Origin of the sequence: Actinoplanes sp. NPDC049118 (genome assembly GCF_040648555.1) — a bacterium.
In the GTDB taxonomy this organism is placed as follows: Bacteria; Actinomycetota; Actinomycetes; order Mycobacteriales; family Micromonosporaceae; genus Actinoplanes.
Map to the genome: position 1 here is coordinate 37,742 of NZ_JBEZDY010000029.1, position 16,612 is coordinate 54,353.

The following is a 16,612-nucleotide window of genomic DNA, read 5'->3' on the forward strand; positions in this document are numbered from 1 at the left end:
AAGGATTCACACATGGACGTGATCTCCACCGGTTTCGGTGTGCTCATCGCCGTCGTGCTGCTCGTCGTCCTCGGAGCCGCATTCTTCTTCGGTCGCATGTTCCGCAAGGTGGAACAGGGCAAGGCCCTCATCGTGTCGAAGGTGCGCCGGGTGGACGTGACCTTCACCGGCGCCGTCGTGCTGCCGGTGCTGCACAAGGCCGAGTTCATGGACATCTCGGTGAAGACCATCGAGATCGCGCGGACCGGCCGTGAGGGCCTGATCTGCCGCGACAACATCCGTGCCGACATCCGGATCACGTTCTTCGTCCGGGTCAACAAGACCACCGAGGACGTCATCAAGGTGGCGCAGGCGATCGGCACCACCCGGGCCAGCAGCGAGCAGACGCTGCAGGAGCTGTTCAGCGCCAAGTTCTCCGAGGCGCTCAAGACGGTCGGCAAGCAGCTCGACTTCGTCGACCTCTACACCAAGCGCAACGAGTTCCGGGACCAGATCATCGAGGTGATCGGCACCGACCTCAACGGCTACAGCCTCGAGGACGCGGCCATCGACTTCCTCGAGCAGACGCCGATGATCTCGCTGGACCCGAAGAACATCCTGGACGCGCAGGGCATCCGCAAGATCACCGAGCTGACCGCGATCGAGGCGGTCCGCACCAACGACTTCCGGCGCAACGAGGAGAAGGAGATCACCCGGCAGAACGTCGACGCCCGGGAGGCCATCCTCGAGCTGGAGCGCCGGCAGGCGGACGCGGAGATCAAGCAGCGCCGGGAGATCGAGACCATCCGGGCCCGGGAGGAGGCGGAGATCGTCCTCGCGCAGGCCGAGGAGCGGCTCCGCGGCGAGGGCGCGAACCTGCGTACCGCCCAGCAGCTGGGTGTGCAGCAGGAGAACAAGAACCGGGAGATCGCGGTCGCCGAGAAGAACCGCGAGCGGGTCATCGCGATCGAGACCGAGCGCATCGAGAAGGACCGGATGCTCGAGGTCATCGGCCGAGAGCGGGAGACCGAGCTCTCCACGATCGCCAAGAACAAAGAGGTCGAGGGCGAGAAGCGGGCGATCGCCGAGGTGATCCGCGAGCGCATCGCGGTCGAGAAGACCGTCGCCGAGCAGGAGGAGAACATCAAGCGCCTCCGGGTCGTCGAGGAGGCCGAGCGCACCCGCCAGGCCATCATCATCGCGGCCGAGGCCGAGGCGCAGGAGCACCTGGTCAAGGACATCAAGGCGGCCGAGGCAGCGGAGACCGCCGCCAAGTTCAAGGCCCGCGAGGAGCTGCTGCTGGCGGAGACCCGGCAGCAGACCGCCGAGCTCGACGCCCGCGCCAAGATCCGGCTCGCCGAGGGTACGCAGGCCGAGGCGGCCGCCGCCGGCCTCGCCGACGTCCAGGTCCGCGAACGCAACGCCGACGTGCTCGAGAAGACCGGCCGCGTCGAGGCCGACGTGCTCGAGAAGACCGGTCGCGCCGAGGCCGCGGTCGAGCGGGAGAAGGCGCTGGTCGCCGCCGAGGCGATCCGCGAGAAGCTGAAGGGCGAGGCCGAGGGCCTCACCGAGAAGGCCGCCGCGATGGCCGCCCTCGACGACGTCACCCGCGAGCACGAGGAGTACCGCATCCGGCTGGAGATGGAGAAGGAGATCCGGCTGGCCGGGATCAACGTGCACAAGGAGATCGCCGAGTCGCAGGCCATGGTCATCGCCGCCGGCCTGGAGAAGGCGAACATCGACATCGTCGGCGGGGACTCGGTCTTCTTCGACAAGCTGCTCGGCTCGATCACGATGGGCAAGAGCCTGGACGGCTTCGTCGAGCACTCGAACGTCGCGCAGGGCCTCGGCGCGCGCTACCTGAACGGGGAGGCGTCCATCGCCGACGACCTGGGCCGGCTGCTCGGCTCGGTCTCGACCGGCGACGTGGCGAACCTGACCCTGGCCGCGTTCCTCACCCAGCAGATCAAGGCCGGCGGCACCGACGCCGGCAAGCTGCGCGAGCTGCTCGCGGCGGCGAAGAAGCTGGGCGTCGCGGACACCGAGGTCTCGGCCCTGACCGGCGCGCCGGCCCCGGCCAACGGCACGGTGGTGGCCCAGCGGTGACGGCCGTCCTCGACGCCGGCGCCCTGGACGCCGGCACCTATGAGGTACTGCGCGGCCGGCTGGGCAACCAGGCCAAGGAGCTGGCCGAGCGCGCGGAGGAGCTGAACGCCCGCCGGGTGGAGACCTTCGGCGGGCAGCAGATGCGGCTGCTCGGCGCCGAGCGCATCCGCACCGAGAACAACTGCGTCCCGCGCGACATCGTGCAGGTCGGCGGCGCGATGCTGTTCGGCTACAACGTCTTCATCGGGCTGAAGACCGAGACGGCGATCTCGGACGTGTTCGCCGTGCACGGCTTCAGCCGCGACGGCGACGCGTTCCGCTTCGACGCCGCCGCGACGCTGCCGGGCCTGCTCGACGACCCGGGCTTCCAGCGCGACTTCGCGGAGCTGTACCGCTACTACCGCGAGACGCACCTGCTGCAGCTGCGCCGGCTGGAGGGCATGGTCCTGGCCGTCTTCCAGACCGGCGCCCGGGTCGACGATCTGAAGGTGCTGCGCTGGAAGGTCGGCGCCGACCGCGTGTCCTACGTGGACAGCCGCGGCGAACGCGACCACGTCTTCCCGCCGTCGCACGACTTCGAGTGGGTGCTCACCACCCGGGAGCAGCACGTGCTCGGCCGGCACCCGCACGTCACCATCGAGGACGAGGTCTTCGTGGAGACGGTGGGGGGAAACCTCACTGTGAAGGTCGAGAACAACACCGAGGACGGCGAGGGCGTCTACTCCGAGCCCGTGGACGAGCCGCTGCAGAGCCTCGCCGACGCGGAGATCGCGTACGCCCGGATCGGTCCGCTGATCCTGCTGCGGGTGCTGCCGTACAAGGAGACCCGGCACCGGTACCTGATCTTCAACACCCGCACCAGGGACGTGCGGCGGCTCGACGGGATCGGGCAGGCCTGCCAGCGGCTGCCCGAGGACCAGGGCGTGATCTTCCCGGGCGGCTACTACCTGGCGACCGGCGTGGCCAAGACGTTCGACGCGGACGTGGCCGACCTGGAGTTCGAGCGGGCCGTGCGATCGGTCAACGGCGAGGACGTGCTCTACGTCTTCCACGCCCGGGCCGCCGGGCGGTACCTGCTGCTGCCGTACAACGTGATCCGCAAGGAGGTCGCCACCCCGATCGCCTGTCACGGGTACTCGCTCTTCGACGACGGCACGCTGATCGCCTTCCGGCACCTGACGGACGAGCCGTCGCGGGTGCACCCGATGCAGGTGTGGCAGACGCCGTACGTGTCGGACACGTACGCGGCGGCGCAGCCCGTCGGAAGCGGGCCGCTCGACCGGGTCGGCAACGCGGACCTGGTCCGCGGCATCGCCGACGCGCTCTCGGTGGCCCGGATGGTCGACGAGATGACCCCGTCAGCCGCGGTGTTCGAGGCGATCATCGCCGCCTGCACCCGGCTCTTCGACCACTACCACTGGCTCGGCGAACGCGACCTCGGTGACCTGCGCACCCCGCTGTCCGAGGTGCGCGCGACCGCCGAGCAGGTGCTGGACGAGTACGAGTCCGTGCAGGCGCTGACCGCGCAGGCCACGGCCGCGGTCGACGAGGCCGGCACGGAGACGACGTCGCTGATCCGGCGCGCCCGCGGCGAGGTGCCCACCACGACCGACGCCTGGATCGGGCAGCTCGCCTCGCTGCGGCAGGCGCAGGGCCGGATCGTGACGCTACGCGAGCTGCGCTACGTCGACCTGGACCGGCTCGACGGCCTCGAGCACGAGCTCGCCGCCGAGGTCGAGTCGACCGCGCGCCGGGCCGTCGAGTTCCTGCAGCGCGAGGACGCCTTCGCCAGCTACCAGCAGTCGGTCGAGCAGCTGGTCGCCGACGCGGCCGGCATAGCCACCGTGGCCGAGGCCGCGCCCGTCGCGGAGCGCCTCACCGAGCAGGCCGACGGTCTGCACGTCGTCACCGACGTGGTCGGCGGCCTCGACATCGCCGACGCGACCGTGCGGATCGCGATCCTCGAGCGGATCGGCGAGGTCCTCGGCGGCGTCAACCGGGCCCGGGCCACCCTGGACTCCCGGCGCCGCGAGCTCGCCGCGGTCGAGGGCCGGGCCGCGTTCGCCGCGGAGTTCGCCCTGCTCGGCCAGTCGGTCACCGCCGGACTCTCCGCCGCCGACACCCCGGAGCACAGCGACGAGCAGGTCGCCAAGCTGATGCTCCAGGTGGAGGCACTGGAGTCGCGGTTCGGCGACTTCGATGACTTCGTCGACCAACTCAGCACCAAACGCTCCGAGGTGTATGAGGCGTTCGCGGCCCGCCGGCAGGCGCTGCTCGACGACCGGGCCCGGCGCGCCGACCGGCTGGTCGACTCGGCACAGCGCACCCTCGCCAGCGTGCAGCGCCGGGTCGCCGGGCTGGCCACCCTCGACGAGGTCAACACCTACTTCGCCACCGATCCGATGGTCGGCAAGCTGCGCTCGGTCGCGGGCGAGCTGCGTACCCTCGGCGACACCGTCCGGGCCGAAGAGCTGGACGGGCGCGTCAAGGCCGCGCGGCAGGAGGCCGGCCGGTCCCTGCGCGACCGGCTCGACCTGTACGGCGAGGGCGGCGCCACCATCCGCCTGGGCCGGCACACGTTCGCGGTGAACACCCAGGCCATCGACCTGACGCTGGTGCCGGACGGGCCCGACCTGGCGTTCGCGGTCACCGGCACCGACTACCGCGCCCCCGTCCGGGACGCGTCCTTCGCGGCGACCCGGCCGTTCTGGAACCAGACCGTCGTCTCCGAGACGCCGTCGGTCTATCGCGGTGAGCACCTTGCCGCGGCGCTGCTCGCCGACGATCCCGCCGGGGTCGCGGCGGCCGCGGCCGGCGGCACGCTGCTCGCCGTCGTGCGCCGGGCCGCCGAGGCCCGGTACGACGAGGGGTACGAGCGTGGCGTGCACGACGCCGACGCCGCCCTGATCCTCGAGGCCCTGGTCCGCCTGAGCGCCGCCGCGGGCCTGCTGCGCTACCCCGGCTCGGTACGCGCCGAGGCTCAGCTGTTCTGGGCCTTCGGCGAGGGCGACAAGCAGGCCTGGGCGCGCCGCGCGTCGTCGCTGGTCCGTGCCCGGGAGATGTTCGGCTCGGCCGGCTCCGCGCTGCCCGACCTGTGCGCGGAGCTCAGCACGGCGGCGGGAGCCCATCCGCTGGTCGGCGAGTACCTGGTGGAGGAGTTGGCCAGCACGCCGGCCGGGTTCGTCACCGGCGCCGGCGCCCGCACGCTGGTCGAGCGCTTCCACCGCGCCCTCGGCAGCGGCCCGGCGGCGGCCGCCCGCGACTACGCGGACGACCTGCGCGCCCTGAACGACGACGTCGGCGCGCGGCGGCAGCTCGTGACCGCCTGGCTGACGGCGTTCCTGGCCGCGCAGCCGGAGGCCGGCGCCGCGGACGACCTCGCCGAGGCCGTCGCCCTCGAGCTGACCGGGACGGCGCTGACCCGGCACGACTCGGCGGCGGCGCTGACCGCGACCGTGGTCGGCCTGCTGGGCACGCATCCCCGCATCGTCGATCGCCGGCTCGACCTGCGGCTGGACGAGGTGCTGACCCGCACCCGTGAGTTCCGGGCCGCCGCGGTGCCGGCGTACCGGGCGTACCAGAAGCAGCGGACGGCCCTGGCCGCCGCCGAACGCGAGCGGCTGCGGCTCGACGAGTTCAAGCCCGGCGTGATGAACGCCTTCGTGCGTAACCGGCTGCTGGACGAGGTCTACCTGCCGCTGATCGGCGACAACCTGGCCCGGCAGCTCGGCGCGGCCGGCGACGCCAAGCGCACCGACCAGTCCGGCCTGCTGCTGCTGATCTCGCCGCCCGGCTACGGCAAGACGACGCTGATGGAGTACGTCGCCAACCGCCTCGGCCTGGTGTTCGTGAAGGTCAACGGCCCGGCGCTGGGCCACGACGTCACATCGCTCGACCCGGCGGAGGCACCGAACGCGACGGCGCGGCAGGAGGTCGAGAAGATCTCGTTCGCCCTGGAGCTGGGCAACAACGTCCTGCTCTACCTGGACGACATCCAGCACACCTCGCCGGAGCTGCTGCAGAAGTTCATCTCGCTCTGCGACGCGCAGCGCCGGATGGAGGGCGTCTGGGAGGGCCGCACCCGCACGTACGACATGCGGGGCAAGCGGTTCGCGGTGTGCATGGCCGGCAACCCGTACACCGAGAGCGGGCAGCGGTTCCGGATCCCGGACATGCTGGCCAACCGCGCCGACGTGTGGAACCTCGGCGACGTGCTCGCGGGCCGCGACGACGTCTTCGAGATGTCGTACCTGGAGAACGCGCTGACGTCGAACACCGTACTGGCGCCGCTGTCGTCCCGCGACCGCGCCGACCTGCCGCTGCTGGTCCGGCTCGCCGAGGGCGACGAGTCGGTGCGGCCGGACCGGCTCAGCCATCCGTACTCCGCGACCGAGTTGGAACAGATCCTGTCGGTGCTGCGCAAGATGCGCCGGGTGCAGCGGATCGTGCTGAACAACAACCGGGCGTACATCGCCTCGGCTGGGCAGTCGGACGCCGGGCGTACCGAGCCGCCGTTCAAGCTGCAGGGCTCGTACCGCAACATGAACAAGCTGGCCGAGCGGATCGTCTCCGTGATGAACGACGCCGAGCTGGAGACGGTCATCGACGACCACTATCGCGGCGAGGCGCAGACGCTGACGACCGGCGCGGAGGCGAACCTGCTGAAGCTGGCCGAGCTGCGGGGGCGGCTGACCCCGGAGCAGGCGGAGCGCTGGGCGCAGGTCAAGGCGGCCTACGTGCGCGACCAGGCGCTGGGCGGCGCGGCCGACGACCCGATGACCAGGGCGGTCGGCGCGGTCGGCCTGCTCGCCGACCGGGTCGCCGGCGTGGAGAAGGCGATCGGGAGGCTGGGCCCGGAGAGCTGACCGGCGGGTCAGCCACGGGCGGAGGGCCGCCGCTTACTCTGGCGGCGGCCGCCTACTCCTGGGAGCGAAGCAGGGAGGGGTTGTCGCGCAGGAGGGCCGCCAGGCGCTTCGCGGCGATCTCCGTCTCCTCCGTGTCGACCCGCAGCGGGATCGGCTCCGGTAGCGGGGCCGGCATGCCACGCTGCTCCGGGACCTGCTGGTATGCGGCGCGCTGGGCCGCGCTCGAATCCTCCGGCGCGCGGTGCTGCTCCGCGTGGACGCGGCGGCTGGTCTGCGGCGGGACCGGGGGCGGCGGGGTCGCCGCGAACGGGTGCGGCGCGAACGTGTCCTGTGCGCGTGGTGCCGACGACTCGTCATAGCGGTCGTAGGACTGGTCGGCGGTCGGGTAGTCCGCCCGGCGCGCGTCTCTGCCCGGATCCGCCGGCTGCTCGAAGACGTAGCCGTGCGGCGGGGTGTACTGCTCGGGCTCCTCCGGGTCGATGTCGAAGTCCGCGTGCCGCGGCGACGTCGGCGCGGCCTCGGCCACCCGGTCGGCGACCGAGTTGTCCGCGCTGACCTGCACGATGCCGTCCTCGACCGCGAAGTGCAGCAGCACCGGGTCACCCGCGCCCTCGACACCCACCGTCACGCCGAGCTCAGGGTTGCGGCCGACGACAGCGGCGATCGCCTCGACCAGCTCCGTCACCGACGGCGGAGTGCCGTTTACCTCTCCCGCGGCACGACGACGCAGTTCGTCCCGGCGCGCCAGCTTGTCGAGCGCGTCGTCCAATCCGCCTCGCACGTCACCGTCCTCCCGTCACACGCAGTTGCCCGTACTTACTTTGCCCGCTCGACGGGCGGTTTGGGAACCGGGCACGGAGCGAGTCGGCGAACACCTTACGACGATCTCATCTTCATGGCCTTGTCGAGGGCCTGGTCGAGCACGACGAGCAGGGCATCGCGCACCGATCCCCGAAAACGCGCGTCGAACTGCACGATCGGCACCTCGTCACGTACGGCCAAGGCCCAGCGCACCTCGTCCAGGTTGTAGCCTAGCTGTCCGTTGAAGGTGTTGATGCCGACGACGAACGGAAGGCCGGCCCGCTCAAAGTAATCCACAGCGGGATAACAGTCGTCAATCCGGGTCGTATCAACCACCACGAGGGCGCCGAGGGCCCCGCGCACCAGGTCGTCCCACATGAACGCGAAGCGGGTCTGACCGGGCGTGCCGAACAGGTACAGCTTCAGCGTCTGGTCGATCGTGACGCAGCCGAAGTCCATCGCGATGGTGGTGGTGGTCTTCCCGGCCGCCTGGCCCGGATCGTCCACGCCGACGCCCGCCATCGTCATCTCGGCCTCGGTGGTCAGGGGTGAGATCTCCGAGATCGCGCCGACGGTCGTCGTCTTGCCGACGCCGAAGCCGCCGGCCACGATGATCTTGACCGGCACGGGGGGCTTGGCCCGCCGCGGCGCCTCGGGCACGCGCGCCGTGCCGAAGGCCCGGCGGTCAGGATATTGATCGAAGTCCACGGATAACTCGCATGATGGTCTCGGGGTCGGGGAAGTCGCTCTCCAACACTTGAACGTCAAGGTGCCCGGCGGCCCTCAGGTCGCCGACGAGGATCCGGGTTACACCGAGGTGCATCTGAAGCCGGGCGGAGATCTCCGCGACCGACAGCGGCTCGCCGCAGAGGTGCACGATCGCCCGCTGCTCGGGCGAGAGGCGCGCGGAGAGCGCGCCCGGGTGAGCGCTGACCTGGGTCTCCAATCCGATGTTCGGGTCGAGCCCGTCGACGCGGCCGGACGTGATGACGAACGGCCGCAGCGACGTGGTCTGCTCGCCGGGCGCGGGCGCGGGCGCGGGCGCGGGCGCGGGCGCGGGCGCGGGAGCGGGCGCCGGGTGCTGCTGCGGCACCGCCGGCAGTGCCGCCTGATGCCGCCCGCCGGAGACGGCGTTACGCAGGAACGGCCGGACACCTGGCGCCGCCGGGTGTGCCGGGTCGTCGGGGTCGGCCGAATGCCTCATTGCTGAACGGCGTTCTTCAATTCAGCGATGAGGCGCGGGCTGAGGGCACCGCCTGCGCGGGTGGCGAAGAGCGTCATCTCGTACGCGAGGGTGCCGAGGTTTGCGGTCCGGTCCGCGATGACGCCGAGGACGGAGCCGGCGCTGATCGCGGTCACGAGCAGGTAGCCGTCCGCCATGTCGATGATTACACGGTTGAGGCTGCCCAGCGCGTACCAGCTGGCCGCGCCGCCGGCGAGGCTCGTCAGGCCCGAGACGACCGCCGCCAGGCGCTCGGCGTTGGGCCGGTCCTTGATCGCCGACATCGCCATCAGCAGGCCGTCGGAGGAGACGGCGATCGCTTCGACAACTCCCGCGGTGCCGGACGTGAACGAGTCCAGCAGCCAGTTGAAGGTCTTCGCCTCGGCGCTCAGCTGGGACTGCGCAAAGTCCTGACCGTTGCCGGTTTCGGTGGAGTAGGGGGAAGTCATCGCGGTTGTCCCTCTGGTAGTGGCTGCGTTTCACTCATGGCGCGTGCGACGCCGAATTCGAACTGCTCCATCGAGGCCCGGGCGGCTTCCGGGTCGAGCGGCTGCGGCGGGGAGGCCGCCGGCACCGGGTTCTTCGGGGAATCGGTGGCCGGCAGCGTCGCGCCCGGTACCCGGCGGGTCAGCGGCGGGTGCCCGGCGGCCGGCGGCGAGGACATGTCCTGCTCGATGACGTCCCACTTGGCGCGGGATACCCCCGCCTCGAAGGCTTCGAACGCCTCCCGGGCCGCGAGCGCGTCGTCGGACGTGGGCGTCGGCGCCGCCGTCGGCCGGTGCCCCGCCTCGATCGGCATCTGGTTGCCGGGCACGCGGCGGCGCAGCGGAGCCGCGGGGGCGGCGTTACGCGCCTCCGGAGCCGTGCGCTGCTGCGGCAGCTGGACGGCGTCGGAGGGTGTCGACATGACGATCGGTCCATCCACCACGACGGGGGGCTCGGGCTCGACGAACCGGCCCGCCGACGGAAGTTCCAGCGGGGGAAAGCGTCCGGCCACGGGCGTGCCGGCGATGTACGGGCCCGGCGCCGGGTAGGCCGGCTGCGCGGCCGGCAACTGCGGCACGGGCTGCGTCGGGTAGCCGCGCGGTGCCGCCTCGATCGCCGGTGCGCTTGCGCGGTCCGCCGCGAACGCGTTCCACGAACGGCCGGCCTGGAGCGTCTTCGTGGCCCGCTGCAGCACATTGGCGTCGAACGGCTGGGCGCTGCCCGGCACCGACCGGGCCGACGTGCCGGCGATCAGCGGCGCGAACTCGGTGTGGTAGCTGGGCACGGTCGCGTGGATGGGTCCGACCGGAGTGCTCGGCAGCGGCTCGGGGGCCGCCACGAGATGCGACGGGTCCAGGTCGACCCAGGCGGTGATTCCGCCGTCGGGGGTGTCGGCCAGGGTGACCTCGATGCCGTGCCGCCGGGCGAGGCGGCCGACCACGAACAGGCCGAGCACCTCACTCGGCGCGAGGTCGAGGCGCTCACGGCGGGTCAGCCGGGCGTTCTCCTCGGCGAGGCGCTCGGGCGTCAGGCCGAGGCCCTGGTCGATGACCGCGAGCCGGGCGCCGCCGCGCAGCTCCGCCGCGGTGACCCGGACGCGGGTGTGCGGCGGCGAGAACGACGTCGCGTTCTCCATCAGCTCCGCCAGCAGCAGCGTCAGGTCGGCCAGGACGGCCGGCACGATCACGATCTCCTCGGGCACCTCGACGTCGACGCGGGTGTAGTCCTCGATCTCGCCGAGGGCCAGCCGGACGACGTCGGAGAGCGCCAGCGGCGCCATGTGGTCGTTCGCGCCGACGGCACCGGAGAGCACGACCAGGCTGGACGCGTTCCGGCGCAGGCGGCTGGACAGGTGGTCGAGGCGGTACAGCTCCCGCAGGCGGTCGCTCTCGGTCTCGCGGCGCTCCAGGCTGTCGATCAGGGCGAGCTGGCGGCCGACCAGGTTCTGGGTGCGGCGCCCGACGTGACCGAACATCTGCGCGACGTTGCGGCGGCCGAGCACCTGCCGCTCCACCAGCCGGGCCGCGGTGATCTGCACCCGGTCGAAGGCGCGGGCCAGGTCGCCGATCTCGTCCTGTGCCTCCACGTCGACGGGGTCGAGGCGGATCGGCCGGGCGTGCTCGGCGTCGTCGTCGGCGACCCGCTCGAGCTCGGCCTCCGCGGCGCGGGCGATCCGGTCGGCGGAGAAGGTGAGGCGGCGCAGCGGCAGGGCGACCGCGCGGGCCATCATCAACGACAGCGCGACCACCACCAGCAGCAGGATCAGCGCGCCACCGCCGACGAGGCCGGCGACGCGGAGGGCGCTGCCCCGACTGTCCTCGACGGCGACGTTGACGTCCGCGGCGACCCGCTTCTCCACGAAGCCGCCGAGGACGATGACGGAACGCAGCGACGGGAAGAGCGTCTGGGCGCTCAGCAGCTTGACGGCCGACTCCGGGTCGGTGGCGGCCTCAGTGAGGAACCGGTTGCCGACCCGGGAGGCGAACGCCTCCTGCGCACCCAGGTAGAGCTTGTACTGGGCGTCCGTGAAGTACGGCCTGGCGGTGATGATGACCAGCCGCAGCTGCGCCAGCGTCGAGTAGAAGAGCCCGACCAGGGAGGCGTTCTTGGTCACCGCGGCGGCGCTCAGGTAGGCGATGGCCTGGCTGACCATGTCGTCGGTGCGCAGGGACTGCTCGAGGGCGTAGATCTGCCGGCCCGTCGAGGTGGTCAGGTCGGCGCTCTGCGCCAGCGAGAGCGCGTTGATGATCGGCGTGATCACCGTCGTGAACTCGGTGACGATCAGGTCGGGCCGGATGGTCCGGTTGATGACGTTGGCCCGGGTGCTGTCCAGCTGCTTCAGGCCGTCGACGGCCTCGAGCAGCTCCGCGGAGATCGGAGTGTCGAGGCGCTTGAGCCCCTGGATGCGGTCGGTCGCCTTGGCGCTCTGCACGAGCAGTTCCGGCGCCTGGATCAGGCCGAACAGGTAGCCGACGGAGAGCAGGCGCTCCTCCTGGAGCTCCTGCACCGCCGAACCGACCCGGTTGGCCAACTCGACCTTGTCGGAGATGGACTGCGCGTCGCGGGCGGCGTCGACGCGGTTGACGACGATCGGCACGGCGAGCGCGACGACGCCGATCAGCGGTACGAGGACGAGCAGCGTCAGCTTGCCGAGGATACGGAACTTACCGAAGAGCACCGGATCGCTCCCGCCATGTCGGGTTGTCCTCGCCGAACGCGGGAGCCGGGGCGGCGGGGTCGGAGCCGGCGGTGCCCACGGTCGTGTCGCGGGTCTCCTCGCCCGGCGCCCGGCCGGTCGCCCGGTGGCTTCCGCCGGTCATCGTCGTGACGAGCGCGGCGATGACGAGCAGGACGGCCGCGCCGCCCGCGGCCAGCGCCACCAGCGCCTGCGAGTCCAGGTCGTCGATCCGGTCTTCGAGCAGCGCCGTCATCTCGCGCGAGACGATGCCGGAGAGGTTCGAGAGGGAGACCTGCAGCTGGCTCTGCGCGGTGGCCATGGTGGCCGTGTTGGGTGCGCCGCCCGGGTTGGCGCCGCGGGTCAGCGACTCCACGCCGCGGCGGAACGAGTCCAGCCCGCTGACCAGCTCGCCGCTGAGGGTGGAGCTGCCGAGGTCGTCGACCGCGGCCTGCAGGTTGTCGGTCAGGCTGTTGACCGTGGTGTTGACGGACTGCACGGCGGCGCCGAACTGCGGGCTGAGCTGTGCCTTCAGCTGCGGGCTGGCCTCGGCGACCAGCTGGCTGAGGTCGCCCATGCGGCTGACCTGCACGACGGCGGCGGGCAGATCGACCGCGATGGCCTGCTGCAGGTGGGAGACGTTGTTGTCGGGGTCGCGGTTCAGCTCGGAGTTCTCGCGCACTGCGCTGTAGAGGGCGAGCGCGAGGTCGGTGACCTCGACGTGCGCCTGGAAGACGAGCAGCGGGCTGCTGGCGGTCTTCGGCAGCTTCTCGATCTTCTGGCGCAGGTCGGTCCAGCGTTCCCGCGTGCTCAGGACCTCGCCGAGGCGCTGGTCCACGGCGGCGACGCCGTTGACGGCGGCGTTCAGCGAACCCGGCGCGGCCGCGACGCCGGCAAGCGCCGAGGACTGTGCCTCGGCCAGGGAGCTGACCAGGGGTGCCAGGGCCGCTACGTACTCGACGCCCTGCTGCTCAAGCTCCGTGCTGCGTCGCTCGTCGGAGATGGTCCCCCAGACTCGCGCGAAGAGGATCGCCGCCGGGACGAGTATCAGGACCGTCAGAACCGCCGCGAGCGCCGAGCGCAGACGTGTTCGCCGGTTGTCCACCGAGACTGACATTGCCAATTCCTCCGCCATGCATCCGCGATAGACCGTTTTGGCGGCTACCCTCCGTAGCCGAGCGGGCGCACCGATCCGGGTCAATCTATCCGAGAAATATTCATGCGACCCCTTTCCAAGGGTCAGAGTTGGCTCGGCTGATCGGGGGATACGCCTACTGGGTGGAGTGGTTGTACTACGCGGCGGAAACCGGCCTCTAGCTGCGCCGGGGCGCGGGGAACGGCGATCGTCGTCGCCCACGCGGAAAGAGCGCTCCCCGGCCGAATTGCGTATGGCCGAGGTCACACAGAGCGTTCCACAATGGAATAGATCGGCAAGCGCCGCGATAGTCACCATTTGGTAACGAACGCATTACGTAGGGCTAAAATCCTACGCAGAGTAGTTGTTCGGACACGCCGATTGTCTCGCGATGCGGACGATTCCATGAGAATGCCCGCCCGGCGGAGGGCCGGGCGGGCCGTTGCGGTGTGACCGGTGCCGCTCGGGCACTCAGAGCCGGTCGAGCGCCTTGCGGAGCGGGTCCAGGCCCAGCGCGCCGAGGTTGAGCGCGTCGCGGTGGAACGCCTTGAGGTCGAAGTCGGCGCCCTTGCGGGCCCGCGCGTCATCCCGGGCCTGCAGCCAGATCCGCTCGCCGACCTTGTAGGACGGGGCCTGCCCCGGCCAGCCGAGGTAACGCTTCCACTCGAAGCGCAGCACCTCGGTATCCATCCGCGTGTGCGCCCGCAGGAACTCCCAGCCCAGCTCCGGCGTCCAGCGCTCGCCCGGGTGGAAGCCGAACGGGTTGTCGCGGGGGATCTCCAGCTCCAGATGCATGCCGATGTCCACGATCACCCGGCAGGCCCGCAGCGCCTGCCCGTCGAGCATGCCGAGCCGGTCGCCCGGGTCGGCGAGGTAGCCGAGGTCGTCCATGAGGCGCTCGGCGTACAGGGCCCAGCCCTCGCTGTGCCCGGAGCAGAAGCAGAGCAGCCGCTGCCAGCGGTTTAGCAGCTCGGCGCGGTAGATCGTCTGCCCGATCTGCAGGTGATGGCCCGGCACGCCCTCGTGGTAGACCGTGGTGGCCTCGCGCCAGGTGGAGAACTCGGTCATGCCCTCGGGCACGGCCCACCACATTCGTCCCGGGCGGCTGAAGTCCTCGCTCGGTGCGGTGTAGTAGATGGAGCCGTCGCTGGTCGGAGCGGTGCAGCACTCGATGGTCAGGACCGGCTCGGGAATGTCGAAGTGTGTGCCGTTGAGCTCGGACACCGCCTTGTCGGCCAGAGCCTGCATCCAGTCCCGGAACGCCTCCTTGCCCGCGATGCGGCGGGCGGGGTCGGCGTCGAGCGCCGCGACGGCCTCGTCGACGGTCGCGCCGGGGCCGACGATCTGGGTCGCGAGGACGCGCATCTCCCCCTCGAGCCGGGCCAGCTCCTCGAAGCCCCACGCGTACGTCTCGAGCTGGTCCACCCGCGCGCCGAGGAAGTACTGCGACGCGCGGTCGTAAAGCTCCGGGCCCGCCGCCTGCTTCTCGCGGCCGAGCGGCGCCAGCTCCGTACGCAGGAACTCGCCGAAGCCGGCCGTCGCCGCGGTCGCCGCGGCGGCGTTGCGCCGCAGGTCGGCCGCGAGGGCCCCGTCGACGGCGAGCCCGTCGGCGAGCCGGTGGAAGAAGTTGTCGCGGGCCGGATCGGTCCAGGCGGCACACTGCTCGCCGACCTCGACGAGCTGCACGCTCGCGCTGACGTTGCCCTTGGCGGCCTGCTCGAGCAGCGTGCGCCGGTACTGCTCAAGGGCCCGGGGGAAGGCGGCGAGGCGAGCCGAGATGTTGGCGATCGCCTCCTCGCCCTGTGTCGGCATGAGGTCGAAGACCATCCGCAACTCGTGCAGCGAGCTCGCGATCACGTTGACGCCGCTGGCGACGTCGCCGGCGTCGAGGCGGGCCAGCTCGAGACCGAGCCGCTCCTGCATCGCGTCCTTGGCGACGTTCTCCGCCTCGGTCTCCGGCTCGATCGGGTCGAGCTCGGCCAGCGTGCGCCGGGTCAGCTCGGCGTGCGCCTCGAAGCCCTCGGGCGAGAGATCATCGAGTTTGTCGTCGTAGCCGGGCACGCCGATGAACGTTGCGCCGGACGGGTTGAGCGGCGCCCAGTCGTCGACGTAACGGTTCGCGAGGTCATCAATCTGTCCCACGCGCCGACCCTACGGGAACCCACCGCCGCCACGCTGCACTAATTCGCCGGGGCGTGGCCCGCGGTCCACTCCAGCAGGCGGTCGGCCGACCACGTGTTGACCACCCGGTCCGCCGGTACGCCGCAGAGCGCCGCACGCTCGCACCCGTACCGCTGCCAGTCGAGCTGGCCCGGCGCGTGCGCGTCGGTGTCGATGCTGAACAGGCAGCCGGACTCGACCGCGACGGTGAGCATCCGCTTCGGCGGGTCGAGCCGGTCCGGCCGCGAATTGATCTCCACGGCCTTGCCGTGCTCGAGGCAGGCGCCGAGAACCGCCTTCAGGTCGAAGTCGCTCGGCGGCCGGGTCCGCCCGGCCCGGTGCCCCTTGTCGCCGGCGCCGCTCGCGGCGACCTTCCGGCCGGTGAGGTGGCCGAGGATGTCGAGGTGCGGATTGGCGATCGCGGCCACCATCCGGCGGGTCATCTTCGCCGAGTCGTCGCGCAGGTTGCTGTGCACCGACCCGACCACCACGTCCAGGCGGGCGAGCAGCTCGTCCTCCTGGTCGAGCGACCCGTCGGCGAGGATGTCGACCTCGATGCCGGTGAGGATGCGGAAACCGTCCGGCAGTGCGGCGTTCAGCGCGGCCACGTGGTCGAGCTGCCGGCGCAGGCGCTCGGCGGTCAGCCCGCGGGCCACGGTGAGCCGCGGCGAGTGGTCCGTGAGCACCAGGTATTCGTGGCCCAGCTCGACCGCCGCCAGCGCCATCTCCTCGATCGGTGAGCCGCCGTCCGACCAGTCCGAGTGCGCGTGGCAGTCGCCGCGCAACGCCTCCCGCAGAACCGCGGCCGCGCCCTGGAGGTCGGTGCCCTCGGTGGACTCGATGCGCCGCAGATAGACGGGGTGCTCGCCGTTCAACGACTCGGTGACGCAGCGCGCGGTGACCTCGCCGACGCCGGGGAGCTCGGCCAGCGTGCCGGCGGCCACGCGCTCCGCCAGTTCCGCCGCGGGAAGGGCGGCGACGGTCGCGGCCGCCGACCGGAAGGCCTTCACCCGGTATGTCGCCTCGTTGGCGCGTTCCAGCAGAAATGCGATGCGCCGCAGGTCAGCGACCGGATCACGGGATGCCATGCCGCCAGAGTAGAGCCGCGCGGCGGCCTGGAACGGGGTTGCCGGTGTGAATCTTGATCGGTATCTTCGCTGCGCTGTCCGGTGCTGCCGGGCGTT

The 16,612-nt window shown here is 71.4% G+C and carries 10 protein-coding genes; 2 read left to right on the top strand and 8 right to left on the bottom strand.

The genetic code is table 11. The features are described from left to right. Positions 1-12 precede the first annotated feature (12 nt). Together AB0B58_RS34345 and AB0B58_RS34350 are read left to right on the top strand one after the other, a co-directional pair. Positions 13-2,085: a flotillin family protein gene (locus AB0B58_RS34345; protein ID WP_360232543.1), complete on the top strand. Its 2,073-nt coding sequence runs from the start codon at positions 13-15 to the stop codon at positions 2,083-2,085. After that, on the top strand, positions 2,082-6,950 hold the full coding sequence (locus AB0B58_RS34350; protein ID WP_360232546.1) for a DNA repair ATPase: 4,869 nt from the start codon (positions 2,082-2,084) through the stop codon (positions 6,948-6,950). The genes AB0B58_RS34345 and AB0B58_RS34350 overlap by 4 nt, the downstream gene beginning before the upstream one ends. A 52-nt stretch (positions 6,951-7,002) precedes the next feature. Here the strand turns inward: AB0B58_RS34350 and AB0B58_RS34355 are convergent, their stop codons facing one another. The 8 genes from AB0B58_RS34355 to AB0B58_RS34390 all read right to left on the bottom strand — a co-directional run bounded on the left by AB0B58_RS34355 (position 7,003) and on the right by AB0B58_RS34390 (position 16,516). Then, the gene (locus AB0B58_RS34355; protein WP_360232549.1) at positions 7,003-7,731 is read right to left on the bottom strand and encodes a hypothetical protein; all 729 of its coding nucleotides are present in this window, start codon (positions 7,729-7,731) and stop codon (positions 7,003-7,005) included. A gap of 95 nt (positions 7,732-7,826) precedes the next feature. Next, a complete protein-coding gene (locus AB0B58_RS34360; protein WP_360232552.1) occupies positions 7,827-8,459 on the bottom strand; it encodes an ATP/GTP-binding protein in 633 nt (210 codons plus the stop codon). Continuing rightward, entirely contained in the window at positions 8,437-8,955 is a 519-nt protein-coding gene (locus AB0B58_RS34365; protein ID WP_360232555.1) for a DUF742 domain-containing protein, read from the bottom strand. Before AB0B58_RS34365 ends, AB0B58_RS34360 begins: the two co-directional genes overlap by 23 nt. Beyond that, the gene (locus AB0B58_RS34370) at positions 8,952-9,422 is read right to left on the bottom strand and encodes a roadblock/LC7 domain-containing protein (protein WP_184998476.1); all 471 of its coding nucleotides are present in this window, start codon (positions 9,420-9,422) and stop codon (positions 8,952-8,954) included. The genes AB0B58_RS34365 and AB0B58_RS34370 overlap by 4 nt, the downstream gene beginning before the upstream one ends. Then, positions 9,419-12,136: a nitrate- and nitrite sensing domain-containing protein gene (locus tag AB0B58_RS34375; protein WP_360232559.1), complete on the bottom strand. Its 2,718-nt coding sequence runs from the start codon at positions 12,134-12,136 to the stop codon at positions 9,419-9,421. The genes AB0B58_RS34370 and AB0B58_RS34375 overlap by 4 nt, the downstream gene beginning before the upstream one ends. After that, on the bottom strand, positions 12,123-13,250 hold the full coding sequence (locus AB0B58_RS34380) for a hypothetical protein (protein WP_360232562.1): 1,128 nt from the start codon (positions 13,248-13,250) through the stop codon (positions 12,123-12,125). The genes AB0B58_RS34375 and AB0B58_RS34380 overlap by 14 nt, the downstream gene beginning before the upstream one ends. Before the next feature lie 489 nt (positions 13,251-13,739). Next, positions 13,740-15,410, bottom strand: a complete 1,671-nt coding sequence (locus AB0B58_RS34385; protein ID WP_360232565.1) for a DUF885 domain-containing protein — start codon at positions 15,408-15,410, stop codon at positions 13,740-13,742. 38 nt (positions 15,411-15,448) lie between these two features. Continuing rightward, a complete protein-coding gene (locus tag AB0B58_RS34390) occupies positions 15,449-16,516 on the bottom strand; it encodes a PHP domain-containing protein (RefSeq protein ID WP_360232568.1) in 1,068 nt (355 codons plus the stop codon). Positions 16,517-16,612: the final 96 nt, after the last annotated feature.